This window comes from Bacillus sp. BS98 (genome assembly GCF_008432245.1).
GTDB lineage: Bacteria > Bacillota > Bacilli > Bacillales > Bacillaceae_G > Bacillus_A > Bacillus_A toyonensis.
In genome coordinates this window covers 1,667,976-1,691,284 of record NZ_CP043830.1, presented here as the reverse complement: position 1 = coordinate 1,691,284, position 23,309 = coordinate 1,667,976, and the positions used below count along the sequence as shown (strand labels likewise).

At 35.0% G+C, this 23,309-nt stretch carries 19 protein-coding genes; 5 read left to right on the top strand and 14 right to left on the bottom strand.

Features of this window, described 5'->3' with window-relative positions; all coding sequences use genetic code 11:
* Positions 1-51: 51 nt before the first annotated feature.
* The 8 genes from F0362_RS08940 to F0362_RS08905 form a co-directional block, all read right to left on the bottom strand.
* A complete protein-coding gene (locus F0362_RS08940; protein WP_000011060.1) occupies positions 52-3,258 on the bottom strand; it encodes a DEAD/DEAH box helicase in 3,207 nt (1,068 codons plus the stop codon).
* A 385-nt stretch (positions 3,259-3,643) separates the two neighbouring features.
* The gene (locus F0362_RS08935; protein ID WP_149889740.1) at positions 3,644-4,879 is read right to left on the bottom strand and encodes an MFS transporter; all 1,236 of its coding nucleotides are present in this window, start codon (positions 4,877-4,879) and stop codon (positions 3,644-3,646) included.
* A 146-nt stretch (positions 4,880-5,025) separates the two neighbouring features.
* Positions 5,026-5,496, bottom strand: a complete 471-nt coding sequence (locus F0362_RS08930; protein ID WP_001030884.1) for a MarR family transcriptional regulator — start codon at positions 5,494-5,496, stop codon at positions 5,026-5,028.
* Positions 5,497-5,657: 161 nt separating this feature from the next.
* Positions 5,658-6,590, bottom strand: a complete 933-nt coding sequence (locus F0362_RS08925; RefSeq protein ID WP_033657313.1) for a response regulator — start codon at positions 6,588-6,590, stop codon at positions 5,658-5,660.
* Positions 6,591-6,592: 2 nt separating this feature from the next.
* On the bottom strand, positions 6,593-7,891 hold the full coding sequence (locus F0362_RS08920; RefSeq protein WP_172624221.1) for a sensor histidine kinase: 1,299 nt from the start codon (positions 7,889-7,891) through the stop codon (positions 6,593-6,595).
* Positions 7,892-7,954: 63 nt separating this feature from the next.
* Positions 7,955-9,667 carry an oxaloacetate-decarboxylating malate dehydrogenase gene (gene malS / locus F0362_RS08915; protein WP_002093791.1) on the bottom strand — a complete coding sequence of 571 codons (1,713 nt, stop codon included), beginning with the start codon at positions 9,665-9,667 and terminating at the stop codon, positions 7,955-7,957.
* 74 nt (positions 9,668-9,741) lie between these two features.
* On the bottom strand, positions 9,742-11,181 hold the full coding sequence (gene aspA, locus F0362_RS08910) for an aspartate ammonia-lyase (protein ID WP_000224192.1): 1,440 nt from the start codon (positions 11,179-11,181) through the stop codon (positions 9,742-9,744).
* A 24-nt stretch (positions 11,182-11,205) separates the two neighbouring features.
* Positions 11,206-12,477, bottom strand: coding sequence for a cation:dicarboxylate symporter family transporter (locus tag F0362_RS08905; protein WP_000713298.1), 1,272 nt, complete (start codon positions 12,475-12,477; stop codon positions 11,206-11,208).
* A gap of 376 nt (positions 12,478-12,853) precedes the next feature.
* Between F0362_RS08905 and pyrH the strand changes: the two genes are divergently transcribed.
* Positions 12,854-13,594, top strand: a complete 741-nt coding sequence (pyrH, locus tag F0362_RS08900; RefSeq protein ID WP_001248057.1) for a UMP kinase — start codon at positions 12,854-12,856, stop codon at positions 13,592-13,594.
* A 53-nt stretch (positions 13,595-13,647) separates the two neighbouring features.
* Here the strand turns inward: pyrH and F0362_RS08895 are convergent, their stop codons facing one another.
* The 6 genes from F0362_RS08895 to F0362_RS08870 form a co-directional block, all read right to left on the bottom strand.
* On the bottom strand, positions 13,648-14,859 hold the full coding sequence (locus tag F0362_RS08895; RefSeq protein WP_000591925.1) for a phospholipase D-like domain-containing protein: 1,212 nt from the start codon (positions 14,857-14,859) through the stop codon (positions 13,648-13,650).
* 110 nt (positions 14,860-14,969) lie between these two features.
* Positions 14,970-16,115, bottom strand: coding sequence for an ABC transporter permease (locus F0362_RS08890; RefSeq protein WP_149889738.1), 1,146 nt, complete (start codon positions 16,113-16,115; stop codon positions 14,970-14,972).
* Position 16,116: 1 nt separating this feature from the next.
* Positions 16,117-17,226 (bottom strand): ABC transporter permease, encoded by a 1,110-nt coding sequence (locus F0362_RS08885; RefSeq protein WP_001020185.1) that lies wholly within the window; start codon positions 17,224-17,226, stop codon positions 16,117-16,119.
* A gap of 37 nt (positions 17,227-17,263) precedes the next feature.
* Positions 17,264-18,202: an ABC transporter ATP-binding protein gene (locus F0362_RS08880; protein ID WP_001093803.1), complete on the bottom strand. Its 939-nt coding sequence runs from the start codon at positions 18,200-18,202 to the stop codon at positions 17,264-17,266.
* Positions 18,203-18,339: 137 nt separating this feature from the next.
* Positions 18,340-19,440: a sensor histidine kinase gene (locus F0362_RS08875; RefSeq protein WP_000397635.1), complete on the bottom strand. Its 1,101-nt coding sequence runs from the start codon at positions 19,438-19,440 to the stop codon at positions 18,340-18,342.
* A 4-nt stretch (positions 19,441-19,444) separates the two neighbouring features.
* Entirely contained in the window at positions 19,445-20,083 is a 639-nt protein-coding gene (locus tag F0362_RS08870; RefSeq protein ID WP_000694089.1) for a response regulator transcription factor, read from the bottom strand.
* Positions 20,084-20,303: 220 nt separating this feature from the next.
* Between F0362_RS08870 and F0362_RS08860 the strand changes: the two genes are divergently transcribed.
* From F0362_RS08860 to exsE, 4 genes are read left to right on the top strand one after another with little or no spacing between them, the layout of a single operon-like run.
* On the top strand, positions 20,304-20,849 hold the full coding sequence (locus F0362_RS08860; protein WP_255258374.1) for an RNA polymerase sigma factor: 546 nt from the start codon (positions 20,304-20,306) through the stop codon (positions 20,847-20,849).
* Positions 20,846-21,289, top strand: a complete 444-nt coding sequence (locus F0362_RS08855; protein WP_149889737.1) for a hypothetical protein — start codon at positions 20,846-20,848, stop codon at positions 21,287-21,289. Before F0362_RS08860 ends, F0362_RS08855 begins: the two co-directional genes overlap by 4 nt.
* Positions 21,282-22,352, top strand: a complete 1,071-nt coding sequence (locus tag F0362_RS08850) for a hypothetical protein (protein WP_001039103.1) — start codon at positions 21,282-21,284, stop codon at positions 22,350-22,352. The genes F0362_RS08855 and F0362_RS08850 overlap by 8 nt, the downstream gene beginning before the upstream one ends.
* Entirely contained in the window at positions 22,349-23,305 is a 957-nt protein-coding gene (gene exsE / locus F0362_RS08845; RefSeq protein ID WP_001261438.1) for an exosporium protein ExsE, read from the top strand. Before F0362_RS08850 ends, exsE begins: the two co-directional genes overlap by 4 nt.
* Positions 23,306-23,309 lie beyond the last annotated feature (4 nt).

Sequence of the window (23,309 nt, the reverse complement as noted above, 5' to 3'; positions counted from 1 at the left end):
AAAACAAAAAAACTATGCTCTCATAAATTTGAAAGCATAGCTTTTTTTATTTTAAATCATAAGAATTTCTCGAATTTCTTCCTCAGTTATGGAGGATAATTTCCCTTCTCCTGGCTCAATTACTTCAGCAATTAAATTTTTCTTCGTTTCTTGTAGTTCATGCATTTTCTCTTCAATTGTTCCGTGGGCTACTAACTTAATAACTTGCACCGTATTTTTTTGTCCCATTCTATATGCTCTATCTGCTGCTTGTTGTTCAACAGCTGGATTCCACCATAAATCATATAATATCACTGTATCTGCACCAGTTAAGTTAAGACCCGTACCACCAGCTTTTAAAGAAATAAGAAACAAATCGCCTTCACCTTCGTTAAACCGATTGCATAGCTCTACACGTTCCTGCGCTGGTGTACTCCCGTCTAAATAAAAGTATGGAATCGCTTGACGATTTAACTCACGACCAATAATGGAAAGCATCTTCGTAAATTGAGAAAAGATCAAAATTCTCTTCCCAGTACTTCTACATTCTTCTAAAATCTCTAACAGTTGTTCAAATTTAGCTGAACTGCCTTTGTAATCATCAACGAATAAAGCAGGATGATTACAAATTTGTCGTAATCTCGTTAAACCAGCTAATATTCTAATTTTATTTTTACGTAACGTATCTTTGTCTAAATGTTTTAACGTTTCTTCCCTTAATTTCGCTAAATAAGCTGCATACAATCTCTTTTGGTCTGGTAATAACTCCGATGACTGTAAATGCTCTATTTTATCTGGCAACTCATTTAATACGTCCTCTTTTAATCGTCTTAATACGAATGGTTTCACTCGCTTCGCTATATCCTCACGCCTTAAATCACCGAACTCTTTTCTTCCTGGTAATAATTCTGGGAAGACGACATGGAAGATAGACCATAGCTCTTCTAACGAATTTTCTACAGGTGTTCCTGTTAATCCGAAACGATACTCCGCTTGAATCGTTTTCACCGCTTTTGCAGTTTGCGTTGTAGGGTTTTTAAACGCTTGTGCTTCATCAAGAAATAGTGTATGAAACGGCCTTTCATACAACCTTATATCTCTTCTCAGCAATGGATATGACGTAATTATGACATCAAATTCTGCTATATCTTTTAAAATTTTCCGGCGCTCTATTTGATTTCCATCTGCAATAACTGCTCTAATATGCGGGGCGAATTTTTTCAATTCACTCAGCCAATTATAGACGAGGGACGACGGAGAGACTACTAATATAGGCATGTTTTTCTCTCGAATTTCAGGCAAAACAGAGTCTATAAAAGCAATGCTTTGCAGTGTTTTCCCGAGTCCCATATCGTCTGCTAAAATGCCTCCAAAACGGTAATAGGCGAGTGTTTTCATCCACTCGAATCCATACACTTGATACTCTCGCATTTCTGCCTGTAAAGTATTTGGCACAGCAAATTTCAATTTTTTCGGGTTTTGAATATTTTCTACTAGCTCTTGAACAGAATCATCCAAACTTAAAACATTACCTTCGTGAAGTCCGTTCATCCATTTTACACTCCGGATAAGCGGAACATTCACTTCTTCCCCATGTAAAAATTCTTTCCGAATACCCGTTTCTTTTACAAATTGATTAATTTCATTAAACTCTTTACTCTCCAGTGATAATAAAGAACCGTTCGCTAATCGGTAATATTTCCGTTTCTCTTCAAGAGCTACTAATACTCCTTTAATTTCCGCCTCCGGTATTCCTTTTATATCAAAACGAAATGACAACCAGTCTATCCTCTCTTTTCGTCTAACTCTAATAAGAGGAGCTGTATCTCCTTTATGAATTCGTAATTTGATTGCTGTCGTCGCATAAATATCAAGTAAACCTTTTAATGTTGGAACGACGTGATATAAAAAATTGTACTCAGCTTCTTCATTATGCATAAAGTAACCGCCTTCCGTTTTCGCAAAGGCACTTTCACTCATAATATCTAAAATCTCTTTTTCCTTTTTCTCATCACGATTAAAAACAGACGGCTGTCCATCCTCTTCTAACGGATTAATTATGACGTTTCCATAGTGAAATTCAAGACCTGCTAACAAGCGATTTTTCACTCTATCTAAATATAATTTCGCTTTTAATACGGGTGTTTCAACACGATCTGATACTACCTCATCAATTCGTACAGTTCCTAGCTTCATTAAACCTGGTACAACTTTTGCTACAAAATATTCCATCTTATCTGCCGGAATGTATAATTGGTTACTACTAGAGCGATTCATCATTTTTTGTAATTCGATAAGCCGCTTGCAATCCTCAGCGTTCAACTGATACAGTTTCCCTCCAAATAGAGCATAACTATACGTATCCATTACCTCAACTCGTTGTAAGCCATCAATATAAAGCGTAAACCCACTGTTACTCCCTTTATTAAACTCAAAATGTAATGGAAGGAGTCCTTTTGAAATTTGTAAACCATGAAAAGATTGTCCATTTTGATTCAGTCTCACACACTCAACTTTAGAAAGTAAAGAAAGCATATCCCCCCAAGACGCTGGCGGTATTAAAATCATGCTATCATCTTGTTTTGCATGTACTTCTAGCGTATCCTCATACATTTTTTCATTATGATGAATTTTAATAAGTTGCTGAATAATCGCATCTGTATCTTGTTTAAAGCTATGTACATCTGGTGTATATGTAAACTCATTGGAACAATTAAAAAGTTCTCTTCTCTCCACCTTAAAAAGAAATTCTCTAATCTGATTTACGAAATACGTTTTGGCAAGTTTCAGCTGCATTCCTAGAAGCGCTCCACCTTGTTTCGTAACTACTGGTGTACAAATAAATTCAACATGAAGTATTTCACGTGTATCAAAACGATGTTGTTTACTTTTCGGTCTCAGTGGCTTGTCTGCAAACAACTGAAACATCCCACTTGTTAATTGATCATTCCCGCTCATGTGTTCACTACTAGCTGGGCGCATTCCACCCGTTTGCTGATTATAATTTATTTGTATCAATACTGCTGCAACATGTTGACAGTACGTTTGAAAAGACGCTAATGACGGACAACTACATTTCGCAACAACATCACCCTTTTTAATTTTTTCGACTGTAACATGAAAATCTTCGTTTCCTTTTACTGTCGCCTCGCAAATTTCTTTATTTTCATCATAATGATTTATTATTACTTTATTTGATTTATAATAAGCTTCGCCTCTTTTATATGAGGTCTCTCCGCACACTTCTTTAATAATCGATTTATTTAACGTAAAACTCATTGCTTTGACACTTCCTTACTGTAAAACCATTTTCTTTTACTTAACATTTTACATGCTTCACGAGAAAATATAAAATGTTGGTTTAACAAAAAAGATACTTATTTATAAACGCCTCAGACTGTAAGCAAATAGAGTTTCAGCACTTGTCCCTAAACTCTTAAAACCGCCTATTATACAGGCGGTTCTGAAAGGTTCCAGCATAGTATTTAAATATTTTCTACATTTTTCATGTAAAAGTTTTACTGGCCATCGCATCAACAATTTAAAAGATATGATTTTATGAAGAAGAGTGATAAAGGTTTTTCACACACACACCGTAGAGATGGATGTGCATATTTTGATGCAGGGGGCTTACTGTCTATAATAAGAGGATAAAGTAGATAATTTACATATTTTCATGCGTGCCCTTATATAAGACTGTTATTGCGGCTAGTATAAGGATGATCCCCATACAAGCAGGTGCGGCATGCCCAAGTGAAACATAAATTTGACCTCCAATAATCGGCCCAATCATTCTTGCTAAAGCTTGAATAGATTGACTACCTCCTTGAATCCTTCCTTGTTCACTAGAATCGACAGACTTCGAGAGCATCCCATTGAATGAAGGTCCAAAGATGGAATCACCAAAACCATATATAAACATTCCAGCGATAAGAAACGGATAAAATGAGAACAAAGCTGATGCTGCAATAAGACTATAACCTATAATCTCCGAAACCATTCCGAGAATTGCTATCTGTTTATCAGTAAGTTTTGTCAAAAGTTTTGGCATTATAAAACTTTGTGAAATGATATCTTGGAATCCCATAATTGAAAACATAAGTCCGATTAACGCAGGCTTCCAACTAAAAGTATCCATTGTAAATTGTGAAAAAATTGCCTGTAAAGATCCATTTGGTATCCAAAGTAAGAATGCTGAGACAAGTAGCCATTTTAAATTTTTCATGGAAAGTATATTTGCAAGTTGTGTAAATGGATTCAATCTTACAAAGGTAATCTCTTTCAATCTTTTATTTTTGTCAAGGCTCTCAGGCATATATAAGATTCCATAAACAACATTTAATAAAGTTATGATTACTCCAAAATACATAGGTACAGAATAACCAAACTTGGCAAGATATCCACCTATAGTTGGTCCAATAACAGTGCCTACTCCTACAACCGCACTTACCCATCCGAAGTATTTCGTTCTTTGTTCTGGAGGAATAATATCTGCAAAATATGCGAAGATAGTGCTTATGCTCCCTCCTGTTATACCTTCTATTATGCGCCCAGCAAATAGTATCCATAGAGCTCCTCCTATGCCAAAAACTAAGTACCCGATTGCGGAACCGAAAAGGCATACTAAAAGTAATGGACGACGACCATATTTATCACTCAAAGCTCCAATTGCGGGAGCCGCAAAAAATACGCAGACTGCATAAACAGAAGTTAATAGCGTAACGAAGACCGCTTGTTCTGCCGAATTACTTGTATACGGCTGCACTAAAAATGGAACGACAGGTATTATAATGCTGAATCCTATTCCACAAAGAAACACAGAGATAAGACCGAATAGTAAGGCGTGTTTATCTATGACTCTTTCCGTATTATGTTCATTATGTGATCTGAATTTGGACATTTACATTCTCACCCCAACAGTTATTTTTGTTTCCTTATCAACAAAACAATAACTCCATTTTGTTTCCCTGTCAACAAAATTACAACAATAAAAAAGGCAATCCATCCTTGGACTGCCTTTCGTTTCATTTTTATTTTTTAAATAGATTACGACTTAATATGTACACCTTGTTTCTTTATTTCTGTATCTAAATGTCTACTATACTTTTCCACAAAGCTAAGTATACTATCAAATTCTTCCTCGGTTACTTGATCAAACACAACTTTATCCCGTTCTTCAAACTCTTTGTGCAGATCCTCATGTATTTTATAAATTACTTTCCCTTGTTCAGTAAGCCTAAAATAGATTTCTTTCTTATTATCCGACTTCTGATAACTTTCGATAAGGCCTTTTTTTATAAGTTTTTTTGTTATTCTACTTATGGCACCGCGAGTCATATAAAAGGACTCCGCAAGTTTTGTCACGTTAGAATCTACATTTTTTTCAATGTATTCGATACAATGTACTTCAGAAGAATTATACCCCTTAAGACTGTCTTCCATCTTATCCTTATTAAGCCAAACAATCTTATTATATAAGTCCCTGAAACCCACTATGATCTTTTCTTCTTTATTCATGCCCTGTCCTCCTCCCCGTTGGTGCATTAACCATATTATATTTATTTTTTGCTTCTATTCCAACTCTAATGAAAAAAGAGAGTCAAAAGCGTGTTGAGCACCAAGAAACTCAATGTCATTTGAACAAGACTTTGTCTACAATCTGAAACACTTATCTCTTTTCATTCTATCTCCATCAACCGTTTTGCCTCAAAATACAACACTTGAATAAACTTCTTCGTGTTAATACGTATATGACCAGAAGCCGCTACTTCATCTTTCGTCATTTCTGTCATCCGTTTTCTAACTATAGTAAAATCAAAAAATTTCGGAGCATAGCTTTCAAATTTCGGATTCGAAAAGTCTGTTAACCCGAGGGAAGCTAAGTGATTTAACGATTGATAAATCGCCCTTCTTACCCTTTGCTCAGATGCTTTCTTCTCTTTATCAATATCCGTATCTAAAGCTACATCCCCTAATTTCCTTATTGTAATATGATGGAAAATATCTTTTAATGCAGGAAATCCAAATTCAAATGTTTGTGCCTTTTCCTGCCCATATAAATATTCCAACATACTAAGCAAGTCTTTGCTTCCGTTCTCTCCCGCAATACCGAGTTCTGATAATAAATAGCGCCCTGAATCCGCTATTTTCTTCCCTTCTTGTATTGGCTCATTTCGAACTTGCGGCTGTTCCCACTTAAAAACGTTATTCAATGATTTTTGAATATCATGTATAGAACGCTCCAAACGAATACGCTCCATTACTTTTCGTACAACAGATACAACTTCAATTTTATTCAGTGGCTTTGTAATATAATATTCTACTCCAAGTGTATACGCCTCACCTATAAGTTGCTTCGATTCAACTTGAGAAATCATAATGATCTTCCCAGTAAAAGCGGACGCAATATGACGAACTGTTTCAATTCCGTCTCGCATTGGCATTAATAAATCAATAAACAAAATATCTACTTTTTTAAAATTCAGTTGGTCCGCTTCAATAAAAGCTCCGTCTTCCGACTCTCCAATTACTTCCCCAAGATCTCCATCTTCAATAATTTGCGAAAGCATAGAACGGAAAACTTCATCATCATCTACGATATAATAAAACAACATTATTCCCCTTCCCGCTTTAAACTGCACTCCGGTAAACAAACGATAAACTTACACCCGCCACCAGTTTCTCGTTCTTCTAATCTCACTTCTCCACCTAGCTCTGTTACCATTTCGTTTATGTAAGAAAGTCCAATACCTGTTGACGGTGTTCCCGTTTGATCATACTTTGAAGTAAACCCTGGCTTAAATACTAATTTCTTATACTTCTGTGCAATACCAGGACCATCGTCAATTACTTCAAAGAATATATGTTTATCTCGTTTATATAGCTTTATACTAATGAGACCTCTATCCTCAATTGCTTCCACTGCATTTGCAACTAAATTATTAAAAATTGATAGAACTGTATACACGTGATATGCAGCGTGCTCACCTTCTATATGTTTAGAAAAACGTATATCTTTTCCTAGCATTTCAGCATACTTCTCATTTATTCTTACAATTATTTCCGCTAATTCATGTCCTTCTACATACTCAGCCACATTTTTATCTAATAACAGTTTAGATAACCCTGCAAAAATCCTTTGATTATCCTTTTTTATTTCATGCACTTCTCCTGCTATTTTTAAAGCTGTTTTGCTATTTAAGTCATCGTTCGCTTGTAAGTTTCGATATAGTTGATATGCTTCCTGTGTAATTAACTCAGCATTTTGTAACGTTTTTTTCAAATGGACAGATTCCACATATAAATTAGAGAGATACATTAACATATTTTCATTTTCTTTTCGAACTTGGGATTCTTTTAATTTCGTTTCATATAAATTCATCATATTTAAAAAACCGAGCGCAAAGAAACTACGGAAAATAGCTATAATGATTAGTTTATTCACTTCAGAAACTGTTATCGTTGTGCCTAGTACGAGCATATGATAAAACGCAAGTTCTGACATACTTGCAATAATTTCAATTGAAATTCCAAGGCACCCAATAACAATTGGCTTCTGATGAAACTTATTTACCCTACAAAACGAAAAGAGGCTTCCATAAATAAAATAATAAAAGAACACAGGATAGCGCAAATAAAATGATTCTGTCATATGGAATGAACCTTGCAATACCCAGTCAAGACTTACACGGAATAAAACTACAGATATACCGACGAGAATACCTGCAGCTGCTGCTGGTATTCTTCTTAAAAATAATAATAAAAAGAAGAAAAGCGGTGTCCCGAAGCTAACACGAAACATATCATTAAAAGGATGAAAATTAAGCTCTCCAGCAATTGGGACAACTACCATTAATATAATTAAAAGATACATATCTTTCTTCCATAATTGATTCCAATTCAAAGCTGCCACTTCCTATATATTTTTCAAAATGTATAAGTAAAGCCCGTTTATTATTATAAACGGGCTTTTTCTCTATATACTAACCTTTTCTACCGCTTTTATTTGACGATACTCAGGCTTCCACATTGCTTCTTTCACTGCAATCTTAATATCGTTATCACTTAAGTTTTCTCTAGCAACACCTTCTGCAACTGCAACTTTCGCTACTTCAATTGCAACTAGTTCAGAGATATTACGTAACTCTTCAACTTCTGGCAAAATAGGTGCTCCTGGCTGACTTGTATCTACCATACTTGCAACTGCTTCAGCTGCTGCTGCGAACATTCCATCCGTCATGACGCTTGCACGAACAACAATTGTACCAAGACCTAGTCCCGGGAAAATAAGTGCGTTATTTGACTGTCCAATCACATACGTTACACCGTTATATGTAACTGGTTCAAACGGACTTCCTGTTGCAACTAACGCTCTTCCTTCTGTCCACTCGATTAAATCTGCTGGTTTCGCTTCCGCAAGTGGTGTTGGATTCGACATTGGTAAAATAATTGGTCTTTCTACGTGAGAAGCCATTTCTTTAATAATCTCTTCTTTAAATGCGCCCGCAACTGTTGATGTTCCAATTAAAATTGTCGGTTTTACATGTTTCACAACTTCAGCAAGCCCGATCACATCATTTTGTTTCCAATCACTTACTTCCGCTTCTTTTCTTGCATATGGAATTTGGAAATCAAGAAGACCTTCCATATTATCTGTAACTAATCCGTTACGGTCAATACACCAGAAACGATTATGAGATTCTTCATCTGATAAGCCGACGCGAACCATTGCATCTCTTACTTGATCTGCGATACCGATTCCAGCCGTACCAGCACCAAACACAACAACACGGTGCTCACTTAGCGGTACACCAGAAGCTTTTACTGCCGATAATACAGCAGCAAGTGAAACTGCCCCTGTACCTTGAATATCATCATTAAATGTACAAACGTCATGACGATATTTATCTAAAATTTTTCGTGCATTTCGAGAACTGAAGTCTTCCCAATGTAGAAGCGCCTTTGGGAATTGTTTATTTACCGCTTGAACAAACGTATCAATAAATTCATCGTACGCTTCACCTGTTATACGAGGATGACGATTTCCAATATAAAATGGATTGTTTAATAATTCCTCACGATTTGTACCTACATCTAAAATTACCGGTAATACACGGCTAGGATCGATTCCAACTGCGGCCGTATATACAGCTAATTTCCCGATTGCGATGTTAATTCCACCAACACCCCAATCACCAATTCCTAATATACCTTCTCCATCCGTTACAACGACTAAATCAATGTTTTCAGCTGTTGCACCGATATTGGCAAATGCATCTTCAATACCTGATGGATCGTTAATTGATAAATAAATACCACGTGGTTTACGGTATTCATGACTATACCTTTGAATTGCTACACCTACAGTTGGTGTATATACAATCGGTAACATTTCACGTAAATGATCTGTTAATATACGATAAAATAATACTTCATTTCGATCATGTAACGCCGTTAAGTATACATTTTTTAATAAATCATCCGGCTGAGAACTAAATTGTTCATATGCTCGGCGTGCTTGTTCTTCTAATGTTAAAACAGCTGGCGGTAATAACCCTTTTAAACCTAACTCTTCTCTTTCCTCTTGTGTGAAAGCTACCCCTTTATTTAAAAGTGGTGTTGATAATACTTCTGCTCCTCTTAATGTTGTTTCTAATGCACCATTAGAAGCCACTGTAAACTTACTCATAACATCCCTACCTCTATTCATATATAGCATTTCTATATTGTAAACAAAAAAGAGGGGATTGTCCCCCTCTTCTTTTAATTTTTCTTTAAAAGAGTTGCTCCTGCAATCCCTGGATGTGTCATTTCGAATGGATCTAGAATTAACTCTAAATCTTCTTGTGACAATACACCATTTTTTACACAAAGTTCACGAACGGATTGACCTGTTGCAATTGCTTCTTTCGCAACACGAGCTGCTGCTTCATAACCGATATGAGGGTTCACGGCTGTAATAATTCCTACACTTTTCTCAACGTACTCTTTTAAACGATCTTCATTCGCTTCAATTCCTTTTAAGCAATTATCTGTAAAGGCACGGAAACCATTATTCATAATGCTAATAGATTGAAGTAAGTTGAAAACAAGTACTGGTTCCATAACATTTAATTCTAATTGTCCTGCTTCTGAAGCAAGACAAATTGTATGATCGTTACCAATAACTTGGAACGCAATTTGGTTAATAACTTCTGGCATAACAGGGTTTACTTTCCCTGGCATAATAGAAGAACCTGGTTGACGAGCTGGTAACATAATTTCTGCTAAACCAACACGTGGACCTGATGCCATTAAGCGAAGGTCATTCGCAATTTTAGACATATTCATCATACATACTTTTAGTGCTGCAGATACTTCTGTGTACGCATCAGTATTTTGCGTCGCGTCCACTAAATCTTCTGCACCAACAAGCGGTAATTCACTAATTGTAGCAAGATGTTTTACAACTGCTTCAATATACTCTGGATCTGCATTTAAGCCTGTACCAACTGCAGTTGCTCCCATATTTACTTCATATAAATGTTGACGTGATTGCTTAATACGTTTCATATCACGTTCTAGTACGCGAGAATACGCTTTAAACTCTTGTCCAAGACGAATTGGTACAGCATCTTGTAAATGCGTACGACCCATTTTAATAACATGGTCGAATTGTTCTGCTTTTAATTCAAATACATCATGCATATAACCCATCGTTTGTAATAAGCCTTCTAATGCATTTAATGTCGCGATATGAATCGCCGTTGGGAATGCATCGTTTGTTGATTGTGCCATATTTACATGGCTATTTGGACTAATATAATGATAGTCTCCCTTTTCCATTCCTAATAATTCAAGAGCACGATTGGCAATGACTTCATTTGCATTCATGTTCATTGAAGTACCCGCACCGCCCTGAATTGGGTCGACGATGAAATGATCGTGCCATTTTCCATCTAGAATTTCTTGAGCAGCTTCTGCGATCGCGCCGCCTTTATTCAATTCCAATCTACCTACATCTGTATTTGCAAGTGCTGCTGCTTTTTTTACAACTGCGAATGCTTGAATTAAACCTTCATGAATTTTGTAACCTGTAATTGGGAAGTTTTCTACTGCACGCATTGTTTGTACGCCGTAGTATGCATAATTTGGTACTTCTTTTTCACCTAAAAAATCTTTTTCAATTCGCACACCATTTTTAACTTCAGTTAATGTTGCCATGATTATTCACTCCTTAACGATTTCTTATGCTGCTTTTGTTTCTTTGACTGTTTCTACATATTGTTTTGCTTTCTCATTATCGAATTCGCCTTCCCACTTCGACATAACAATGGCCGCTAATGCATTTCCTAATACATTGACAGATGAGCGAATCATATCTAAAATGCGGTCAATTCCCGCAATTAACGCGATACCTTCTAGTGGTAACCCCATTGAACCTAACGTTGCTAATACAACAACGAACGATGCACCTGGAACTCCCGCCATACCTTTGGATGTTAACATGAGAACGAATAATAACGTTATTTGCTCCGTCAGTGACATGTGTACACCATACATTTGTGCAACAAACAATGCCGCTAACGCTTGATAAATAGCCGATCCAGTCAAGTTAAATGTATAACCTGTCGGAATTACGAAAGAGGCAACTGCCTTTGGACAACCGAACTCTTCCATTTTTCTCATTATATTAGGTAAAACAGCTTCTGAACTTGCTGTCGTAAATGAAAGAATAAGTTCTTCTTTTAAAATTTTTATTAATGTAAAAATGTTTACGCCAACCATTCGTGCATTAATACCTAATACAATCACAACGAATAGTATAACAGTTACGTATACAGCTAGCACTAGTTTTCCTAACGGAAGTAGTGTTGCTACACCAAATTTTGCAACCGTAACAGCAATTAATGCGAATACACCGAATGGTGCAAACTTCATAACTTGATTTGTAACCCAAAACATTGCTTCGAGTACACCTTCAAAAAAGTTAAAGACAGGCTTTCCTTTTTCTCCAATTGCCGCAACTCCTAAACCAAATAACACGGAGAAGAATATAATCGGTAATAAGTCACCTTGTGAGATAGATTCAAATACGTTTTTCGGTACAATATGAACAATCGTTTCAGCAAATCCTTTCTTCTCTGTTGCATCTGCAGTTTGTTTATAAGAAGAAATATCACTTTGCTGTAAATTGCTCATATCAACGCCAGTACCTGGTTGGAATATATTCGCTGCAAGTAATCCCATTAAAATAGCAATCGTCGTAATAATTTCGAAATAAAGAATTGTCTTACCGCCCAGTTTCCCAAGCTTTTTCATATCTCCCACGCCAGCTACCGCAACAATTAATGCTGAAATAACAATTGGTACTACAATCATCTTAATTAAATGAATAAATATATCCCCAATTGGTGTGATATAAGAAATCGCCGTTTTATTGCCATAAAAGACTGCCCCTACTACAATCCCTAAAACAAGCGCGACAAAAATTTGTGTTGCCAATCCGAATTTTTTCATTTATGTTCATCCCCTTCATGCGAACGCTTTCAATTTGAATTTATAAAAGCTACTCACACATCATATAAGCGAACCTACAAAATCATACAAAAACCTACAAGTTTGTCACAAAAAATTCAAATATTTTTCTTCTATTTTTCATTGACACCATTTTGTTAAAAAACGATAAAATATACTTGATAAGTAATCAGATTGTTTCGTATAATCAAAAAGATATATACTTAAAACAAATCGAAATGAAAAGGAGTGGATAGTATGAAAAACTACACAAAGCAATTCGTCCTATCTTCTTCTTTTCTTTTTCATTTTCTTAAAAAGGAACAAAGGCATTCGCCTTTGTTCCTTTTTTATTGCGATCTATATAGGGGGAATTGTTATGAGGCCATATAAAAGAGTTTTAATAAAACTAAGCGGCGGCGCTCTTGCCGATCAAACTGGAAATAGCTTTAACTCCAAACGATTAGAACATATCGCAAACGAAATTTTATCCATTGTTGATTTAGGTATCGAAGTATCCATCGTTATCGGTGGCGGTAACATTTTCAGAGGTCATCTAGCTGAAGAATGGGGAATTGATCGTGTAGAAGCTGATAATATCGGTACGTTAGGTACGATCATTAATAGCTTAATGCTCCGCGGTGTTTTAACTAGTAAAACAAATAAAGAAGTACGCGTTATGACTTCCATCCCTTTTAACGCAGTAGCTGAACCATATATTCGCTTGCGTGCAGTCCATCATTTAGATAACGGTTATGTCGTTATTTTTGGAGGCGGTAACGGGCAACCTTTCGTTACGACAGATTACCCAAGTGTACAGAGAGCAATCGAAATGAATAGTGACGCCATATTAGTCGCAAAACAAGGAGTAGACGGTGTCTTTACAAGTGACCCAAAACATAACAAATCAGCGAAAATGTATCGAAAGCTGAACTATAACGATGTTGTTAGACAAAACATACAAGTCATGGACCAAGCCGCTTTATTGCTTGCTCGGGACTACAATTTACCAGCACATGTCTTTAACTTCGATGAGCCTGGGGTGATGAAGAAAATATGTTTAGGGGAACATGTGGGGACATTGATTAATGATGATGTTTCGATGCTTGTGCATGAATAATAGTTATTTCTCATGAAAAGGGTGTCTATAAAAGACACCCTTTTCATTAACCTTTATAAATAAAAATCAGCCAATCCCCCCAACTTCTCCTTACAACGCTCCCAAAATGATAACTTCTCAAAAAATTCTTTCGTCATTTCTTTCGAATCATGAAAATCTTGCGTTAACGCCTCATTCACTTCTGAGACGATAGATCCACCATGAATATACAAATTCATCTCATCATTAATATAGAAGCTACGTGCAGTAAAGTTCGTTGTACCGATAACAGTTAATTCATTATCAATTAACATTAACTTCCCATGAAACATTCCTTTTTTATACCCATATACAGTAATCCCATTATTAACAGCTTGACGTATGTATGGATACGCCGCTTCTTTTATAAGAGGTAGATCTGGTTTATATGACCAAAGTATTTTTACTGTAACACCACGCTTTTGTGCTGCGATTAAAGCATTCATGGATTCTTTATTTTTTGCTATAAAATACGGCGTTGCAATTACAATGGAGTGTTGAGCTTGTTTTATGAGCTCTATATATTTTTCAGCAACGTAATGCCCATTGTAACTAGTCATAGTATGTAATGTATTCCCTTTACTAGCTTTATTCGTACTCCTCTTTATATCTTCTTTCGTATCTCGTTTCCAATCTAAAGCGAATTGCTGTTCTAAATCTTTTGCTCCTTCTCCTTTAAGCCGTACATGATAATCACGCCAATATCCAAATCGCTTATCTTTCCCTAAGTACTCATCTCCTATATTAAATCCGCCTGTATAGCCAATCTCCCCATCAATCGTCGTAATACGGCGATGATTACGATGATGAAGAGAATAAAACCCGAATGGTAATTCAGGTTTTCTACTATATGTAAAATGCACACCACTTTCCTGCAATTCATTTTTCATCTTTCTTTCAAATGATAAATCATTAATGCGATCAACCGATAAATAGACGTTTACTCCTTCTTTCGCCTTCTCTTTTAATAAGTTTAAAAAAATATGACTACTTTTATCATCCGACAAAATGAAAAAATAAGTGTAGATGGAGCTTTTCGCTTTTTTAATATCTTCAAATAGCTGCTCATATAATGACTTCCCTTCTACATATAATTGAAAGTCACTATAATGAGGTGTATACTCTGTCGGCATGTTTTTCCCAGCTTCCATTTTCCTACCTAGGGTAACATCGATATGCATCCAAATTAAAATAAAAACGAAAATAGCAATAATAATAGAAGTAACTCGTAATATTTTTTTAATCATTTTGATTTCCTTCCGATCATTTTCTTTCCACCCTTCTATTTTGTCATTCAAGTTTAGATTTCATGCTTCATACAAAAAAGGATGCGACTTAACGTCACACCCATTTCACATTAAACAAAATTCCTCGCATCATTATTTCTTCCAAACTTATAAATTGCAATTAAGAAAAATGCTATTGCAAAGGCGAATAAGATTAAAATATTCAAATACAACTCAGAGAATGGAATACCTTGCTGTAGTTTTGCTATCGTATCTAGTAACCAGCGCTGCGGTAGGAAATCAGCTACTTTTTGTACCGCTTTTGGCATAATGTCATATGGAAAATAACATCCAGCAAGCAAACATGTTGGTACTATCACTAGATTTTGCATTGCATTTGAAGCAGCCGAACTTTTTGAAAAAGACACAATGACTAATGATAAACCAATTGCAATTAAAGCGAATATCATAAGCACACCAATCATTACTATGAAAGGCATATTAATATTTGTATGAAAAACATTCGTCATAAATAATACTGCAATGACAATTTGCAATGTTAGTATCATCATATTTACCGCGACGTTGGACAATATAAATTTCTTTCCATCAATTGGTGTTGATAATAATCTAAAGTACGTTCTATTCTCTTTTTCTTTTAAAATAAATCCTGATAAGTTCACTGCTGAAAACAGCATAAACATAATAAGGTAACCCATCGTTTGGTTTGTCATATCTTTATTTTTCGAAGTATCTTCTAGCGTCTCAGTTTTCATTTTAAATGAACTTTTTTGATACCCTGCGTACATACTATCAAATGTACTTTGATCTGTTCCTGCTACTTTACTAATAGCTGCTACATTATCAATATAGTTATATAAATATGATTTTATAAATGCTGTTACTTGATCACCTTTAATCGATGCAATCTCGATATGATTAGGTTTCCCTTCTCGAACACTTTTTGAAAAACCAGAATGTAATGTAATAACTCCATCAAGTTTTTTGGAAGTGAGTTTATCTTCTACTTCCGACTCCTTAACCTTACTCACTTTCACATAATTTAATCCTTCTAAAAACTTTATCGTATCATTTGCTATCGGCTCATTTTCTTTATTTACAATCCCGATATTTAACGTGCCTTGCCCCGCATTTCCGTATATCGAAAAAGAGATGAGCGTTCCGATTATCGGCAAACTAATAATAATGAATAATCCTTTTTTATTTTTCAAAAGGACAGATAGTGTTTTTTGTATGAGCCATAAAATATCTTTCATACTATAGCCCCTCCCGTCTACGTAATGCAATAATTGCAATTAATAAAAAGAGTGCTGAAATCCCAAGATTTAAACATATTACCGGCAGTGCCGCTCCTACATCGTTTGCATAAATAATTTTCATGACAGCTGTGTTTGCCCACGTTAATGGTGATAAGTTCGTAACGAAATTTTCTTCTACTACGAAGTATGCACCACCAAAAATAGAAGCTAACTGTATAACAACAAGAATAATTGCTCTCGATGATTCAGCTGTTTTCGTAATATACCCGATCCCTAAACCGAAGCTAATTGCTAGAAAGACTTGTGTTAACAAAATAATAAATATAATTCCAAGATGGTCGCCCCAATTCGCTTGAAATACAAATTTGCTAAATAACATGACAAGTAATACGCAAAGGGCGTTTGCTACTAGGCTACCAAGTACTTTTCCAATGAATATTTCAGCCTTACTTATAGGCGCAGCAATGAGACGATCTCCTGTTTTACGTATTCGTTCTCCTCGAATTAAAGAACTCGCTCCCATCCCAGCATATAGTGCGATCATCGTCGTCATTACAACCGCATAGTAATCCATAGAACCTGGCTTTTTCGCAGCTTGTAAAGATGTTTCTTTTATATAATCATTATGATTCCCATTTGAAATAACTGCGCTCACCTTACTAGGATCTACTTTTGCCACTTCGGTTGCTACATTGTACTTATCAACAAATGTTGTAAGCATACCTTCCACAATACTTCCCTCAATACTACTTTTGTCACTTCCGTAAAACTTTGCACCATCTTTATTTAATTCTACATAAGCAGCATATTTATTTTGCTTCACTGCCTCTTTCCCATCTATACCTTCAGAAGCTTTTTTAAAATGAATACCCGATTTATCGACTTCTTTCGTAAATGCTTCAAACGATTGAGAAAATGTGCTACTCGCTTCATCTTTATATAGCACTTGTATATCCTTAATCGATTGACTATCACTATTAAATGCATTCGTTAACGCTGTCCCTAGCACAAGCATAAGCACAATAGGAAATGCTAACATAAAAACTAAAGTTCTTACGTCCCTGAAATCTCTTTTAATATGCATAACTGCAATATTGAAGATGTTCAATTGATGAACCTCCCTTTACCTTTTCTTCATTTACCTTTTATTTATCTCGTAAGTTTCTTCCAGTCAACGTAAGGAATACTGTTTCTAAGTTTGGAGCCTGTTCCTCTAACGAACGGATTTCAATGTCATGATTAATGAAATGCTGAATAATTTTATTTAAATTGTTTAATCCTGCATCCGAGTTTACTTTAATTACGTTCTCTTCAATTTGAACAGCTTTCACACCGTTTATCTCTTTTAACTGCTCTACATCTAATTTTTCTACCGACTTTACTTCAATCCAAATATCTTTCGTGTCGGTAATAATTGCTTTTAACTGTTCTTTCGTTCCTTCTGCAATCACTTTACCGTGATCTACAATTGCTATTTTCGTACAAATCTCTTCTACTTCTTCCATGTAGTGGCTCGTGTAAATAATGGTACTTCCCATTTCATTTAATTTTCGAACAGACTGGAGAATATAGTTTCTTGACTGTGGATCAATTCCAACTGTCGGCTCATCCATAATAATTAACTTCGGTCTATGAGCGATCGCACAAGCGATATTCAGTCTTCGTTTCATCCCGCCAGAAAAGTTTTTCGGGTAATTTTTATGTTTATCACTAAGCCCCACAAATTGAAGTGCTTCCTCTACTCTCGCTTTTAATTCAGCTCCTCTTAACCCGTAAAGTCCAGCAAAGAATTTCACATTTTCATAGGCATTTAACTCTTCATAAATTGCAATATCTTGCGGAACGATACCAATATTCATCTTCGCAAACCGATTATGCTTCTTTATATTTTTTCCTAATATGCTAATTTCACCTTCATTACTTCTTAACAACCCAGCAATCATATTTATCGTTGTACTTTTACCAGCACCATTTGATCCTAAAAATCCAAATATCTCTCCTTCTTTAATAGATAAAGACATATTATCAACTGCGATGAAATCACCAAATTTTTTCGTTAAATTTTTAATTTCTAATGTATTCATCATTTCACCCCTATTTCGGTTTCTCTGCTATTTATTATAAACAAAAAAAATGAACCTGCTCAGTGCAGAAGTTCATTCTTTTCACATGAGATTATTCACTTTTTTCATATGAGATGATTCATCTTCGTCCCATTCTTTTATATCGGCAGCAACATTGTTACTGAAAAACCACTTGTCCCATCTACAATAATTTTTCCGTTTACTGATGCCGTTCGCTCCTCCATCCCCATAATTCCGAGACCTTTCTTAACGAGAGCTGCACCTTTTCCGTTATCCTTCACTTGTACTTTCACCATCTTGTTAAGTACATGAATATCTATGGAAATGACTGTCGCATCAGCATATTTCATTGCGTTTGTAAGTGCCTCTGTAACATTTTCACCGATAATTTTCCACTGAATAGGAGAAATCATATCTAAGTTACCTTTATATACGAAAGGAATATTTACATCATGCTTACCGGCAAATTCCTCTATGAATAATTTCATACGATGGATACCAATTTGCTCAGTTGGTGGCTTCATATTTTTTAATGTAATGCGAATACTTTCAATTCCATCTTTTGAAATGTGAATTGCATTTTGTAATAACTCGGCAGATTTTTCTTTATCTATTTCCATTAACCTCTTTGCTGCTTCCATTTGAATTAGTGCACCCGTCATCGAGTGGCCAATTTTATCATGAATTTCTTGTGATAGCCGGTTTCTCTCTTCTAACTTAAATGTGTATTCTGATTGCTTTATGTACTCTTTATTTTCATGTAAGCTTTTCGTCAGCCGCTGCATATCTTTTCGCATCTTATCATTTTGTGATTCAAGCTTTAATACACGCGATATATACCGTTCTGCCATAGTTAATACAATGAAAGAAAATGCAACAATTAATCCATATGTCATTCGAATACTTTCATCTGTAAAGATAATAGGAATCATCATAACGATAAAGAGCTGCCATTTCTTCTCTATATATCGAAATACAAGTTCATATAAATTCAATGGTAAAAACAAAATAAAAAGCGGATGAATCTTCCATGTAAATAACATAACTACGCCAATTGACACAGAAGTTAATATGTTTTTGTACGTATCTTTTTTAAATATAGAAATCAGTACGTTTACAGAAAGATATAAAAGCAAAGTAAATATAATCCATGGTAAGTTCGCGACATTTAAATAAATGTAACTAAACACAATATATATAAAAACAATTAATTTACTTACAATTAACCAAAATTCCATATCATTAATCTACTTTCCCTGTTAAGTAATAAATCGCAATTTGTGTGCGATGTTCTAGTCCAGTTTTCCCTAAAACCGATGTAATATAATTTGCGATTGTTCCCTCTGATATGAAAAGCTGCTTTGAAATTTCTTTATTCGAGAAACCTTTCGCAATTAATGCGATAATACTAAGCTCCCTTTCTGTAAAAAGACTCTTATCTATTTTACATTCTTCCTCTTTACTTTCCATTAAATTAGATTTAATTTTATCAAGTACTACATCTTGCATAACAGTTTGACCGTTATACACTCCTTTTATCGCATCACGAATACGTTCCGGATCATTATTTTTTAATAAATAACCTTTTGCTCCGTTTTTTACTGCGTCCAATATATATTCATCATCATCAAACGTCGTTAAAATAAGCGGCTTCGTTTTCGTCTCTTCACAAATTAACTTTGTCGCCTCTACCCCGTTCATGTTTGGCATGCGGACATCTAAAAGCACAATATCGACTTCATGTTTCTTACAATATGCTACAGCTTCTTTTCCATCATTTACAGTATCTAACACTTCAAACTCTTCGTATGTATTTAAAATAATTTTCATGCCTTCTCTAATAAAAGAATTATCATCTGCTATTAATATTTTAATTTTCATGTTTGTTAGTATGGACGTCCTCCTACTAACATTCACATCCTTTCTCCGCGTAACATTTCCTCTTTGCTCATTATATACTCCTTTTTACCATTTTTTCACACCTTTTTTCATATAGCCTCCTTTCTAAAAATATATTATTCTTTTTTTACAACATGTGTAGGGTGACTTATCATTTCTTACGTCTATATAATAGAATGCGTCAAAAAGGAGGGAGAGACCCATTGAGGAAAAACAATTAATTGAAAAAGCACAGCAAGGAAGCGAACATGCTTTTCGTATCCTTGTACAAACGTATCGTCATTATATTTTTCAAGTTATCTTTTCTATTTTAAGACATGAAGAAGATGCGAAAGATGTTACACAAGAAGTATTCGTAAAAATTCACGCCTCTCTCCCAAATTATCAATTTCGCGGATTAAAAACGTGGATGGCGCGTATTGCCACCAATCACGCTATTGATTATAAAAGGAAGAAAGCTAGAGAACACGAAGAACTCTCCTTATGTAAAGAAACTGAGGAAAATATAAAATCCTCTCATAACATTGAAGCTTTACTATTGACGAAAGAGCAAAAATTACTCATTGCTCAAAAACTAAGAGAACTTCCTGAAAATTACCGTGATGTCGTTCTCTCGCATTATTTAGAAGAAAAAAGTTATCAAGAAATTGCTTTGCAGGAAAACATCGAAGTGAAAACAGTCGAAATGAAACTGTATCGGGCAAGAAAATGGATTAAAAAACATTGGAAGGAGGAAGAGTTTCTATGATGCATTATTCAAAAGAAGATTGGCGCAATTATACATTAGATTTTATAGAAAGCAATGAACGTGAATCTATGGAAGAACATCTTTTTGAATGTGATTATTGTTTAGCACTTTATATGGAAAGTATTGATGAACAACATGAAAACCTTCCAATGATAAATGATGATTCATTTACGAACGAAGTTATGACGCAAATTAATTTTGAAACACTACAGTCTAATGAATATATAAAAACAAACTCACTAAAACGCACAATTATTCACTACATAATTGCGACTGCGGCTACAATTATTTTTATGGTAAGTGGTTTATTCCAATATATTTTTACAGCGACATCAAATTTCGAGAAATCTTCAAAACATAACGAGTCTTCTATCTCACAACAAATTATAAACAAATCGGTAGACACATCAACAAAGGACGGAGGTTCAAAGCATGAATAAAAACCCCTTTTTAGCACTTGTATTAGGGCTAATTCCTGGGCTTGGACATTTATATTTAAAGAAGTTTGGACGATTTATTTTATATAGCGGAGGGGCTGTATTTCTATTTATCTTTGCAGCATTTTGCACAATAGCATTAGGAGAGCGTGATATTGCTTTTCTTTCTCTATTTTTACTAGTCGTGTTATGGGCGATCAATTTATTAGATTTAGTTATCACTATTATTAATCAATCGAAAAAACAAGCGGCCGGAGAATTTACAGAGTCCTCTAAAGAGAGCGAACGATTTTATATCATTCTTCTATCAATTATCCCTGGACTTGGTCATTTTCAATTAGGACTTATGCAACGTGGCCTTACATTTTTAGTAGCTTGTACAGGAATCGGAAGTATGATCATTTTCGTTGCCCTTTTAACATCTCAAGAAAGTTTCCTTATCTTTCTCGTGACGTTACCTGTTTTATGGATTTATAATTTCTTCGATGTTGTTCAACAACTACAGAAAAAAGAACGCGGAGAGCAACTAGATGACCGTACTATTTTTGAAGAGTTTGAAGAGCACCGAGAACAAGGAAAGAAAAATAAAACATTCGCTTCCATTTTAGCGATGTTTCCTGGAGCAGGACATATGTATTTAGGCTTACAGCGCCGTGGTCTTCAGCTTATGGCAGCCTTTTTACTATCCATTTATTTGCTCGACTTATTAAGACTTTCTGCGTTTTTATTTTTAGTACCAATCATTTGGTTCTATAGCTTTTTTGATGCGTTACAGCAAACTGCAAAATACGGAAAAGAACGTGTTAATGACGAACCTATCATAGATTATTTTATAAATCATCAAAGATGGATCGGTATCGGATTAATTGTATTAGGTGGTTATTATTTATTAGATCAAACAGTCCTTCCTATTTTGAATGACTATTTTGCAACTATATTTAATATTCATCTTAGCGAACTATATTATCGCTATTTCCAAACGTCTATCGTTGCTCTCCTTTTAATTGGCGGCGGCTTTAAATTGTTACTTGGAAATAAAGAAAATAAAGGTGGTACAAACGAATGAGAACATGGCGCGTTGGAACATTCTCAATGGGGCTTTCCATTATTACATTAGGTTGCTTCTTACTATTTTCAGTCATTAAAGGCACCCAAGTATTGGATACATTAACAGCATGGTGGCCTGTTTTACTTATTATACTTGGCGCTGAAATTTTACTATACCTTCTATTTTCTAAAAAGGAACAATCATTTATTAAATATGATATTTTTAGTATTTTCTTTATCGGCGTTTTAGGAAGTGTTGGAATTGCTTTTTACTGTTTATTATCTACTGGATTACTAGACGAAGTTCGTCATTCTATGAATACAACGAGGCAAACGAGTAATATTCCAGACGGACCACTTGATATACCTGAATCTATCAAAAAAATCGTAGTAGATGCAGGACATCAGCCTCTAACGATAGAGGGAAATAATACAAATCAAATTCATCTTTTGGGAACGTATGAAATGACGACGAAAGCAAATGAAAAACTCAATTTAAAACGAGATGATTTCCTTTCCGTTCAAACGGCTGGAGAAACGATGCATATCACATTAAAATCATTACCTGTTCAGCATACGTTATTTAACTCGGCACCACAGGTGAAACCAACGCTTGTTCTTCCGCAAAATAAAAATGTGGAAATCCGTGCTTCAAATAACGAACTATCTCTTTATCCAGGTCAATTACAAAATAATTGGTTTGTACAAGAAAGCTCAAGAGTGTCTGTCCATCTTGCAAAAGAGAGTGATGTATCTTTAACAGCAGTAACAAATCAAAAAGAAACACATGGAAACACACCTTGGGAACAAGTTGAAGATTTAACGAAAAAAGAAAATAATACTTCAGAAGAAAATCCAGAATTAATCGACCGAGAACATTGGTATAAAAATTCGATTAAAACTGGAAATGGAACGTACAAATTAAATATTGAGAAAGCTTATAATTTGAATATGAACGTTATCGAAAAATAAGAAA

Coding starts and splice junctions, on each gene's coding strand:
- F0362_RS08940 (WP_000011060.1), bottom strand. CDS start 3,258: ATGAGTTTTACGTTAAATAAATCGATTATTAAAGAAGTGTGCGGAGAG.
- F0362_RS08935 (WP_149889740.1), bottom strand. CDS start 4,879: ATGTCCAAATTCAGATCACATAATGAACATAATACGGAAAGAGTCATA.
- F0362_RS08930 (WP_001030884.1), bottom strand. CDS start 5,496: ATGAATAAAGAAGAAAAGATCATAGTGGGTTTCAGGGACTTATATAAT.
- malS (WP_002093791.1), bottom strand. CDS start 9,667: ATGAGTAAGTTTACAGTGGCTTCTAATGGTGCATTAGAAACAACATTA.
- aspA (WP_000224192.1), bottom strand. CDS start 11,181: ATGGCAACATTAACTGAAGTTAAAAATGGTGTGCGAATTGAAAAAGAT.
- F0362_RS08905 (WP_000713298.1), bottom strand. CDS start 12,477: ATGAAAAAATTCGGATTGGCAACACAAATTTTTGTCGCGCTTGTTTTA.
- pyrH (WP_001248057.1), top strand. CDS start 12,854: ATGAGGCCATATAAAAGAGTTTTAATAAAACTAAGCGGCGGCGCTCTT.
- F0362_RS08895 (WP_000591925.1), bottom strand. CDS start 14,859: ATGATTAAAAAAATATTACGAGTTACTTCTATTATTATTGCTATTTTC.
- F0362_RS08890 (WP_149889738.1), bottom strand. CDS start 16,115: ATGAAAGATATTTTATGGCTCATACAAAAAACACTATCTGTCCTTTTG.
- F0362_RS08880 (WP_001093803.1), bottom strand. CDS start 18,202: ATGAATACATTAGAAATTAAAAATTTAACGAAAAAATTTGGTGATTTC.
- F0362_RS08875 (WP_000397635.1), bottom strand. CDS start 19,440: ATGGAATTTTGGTTAATTGTAAGTAAATTAATTGTTTTTATATATATT.
- F0362_RS08870 (WP_000694089.1), bottom strand. CDS start 20,083: ATGAAAATTAAAATATTAATAGCAGATGATAATTCTTTTATTAGAGAA.
- F0362_RS08855 (WP_149889737.1), top strand. CDS start 20,846: ATGATGCATTATTCAAAAGAAGATTGGCGCAATTATACATTAGATTTT.
- F0362_RS08850 (WP_001039103.1), top strand. CDS start 21,282: ATGAATAAAAACCCCTTTTTAGCACTTGTATTAGGGCTAATTCCTGGG.
- exsE (WP_001261438.1), top strand. CDS start 22,349: ATGAGAACATGGCGCGTTGGAACATTCTCAATGGGGCTTTCCATTATT.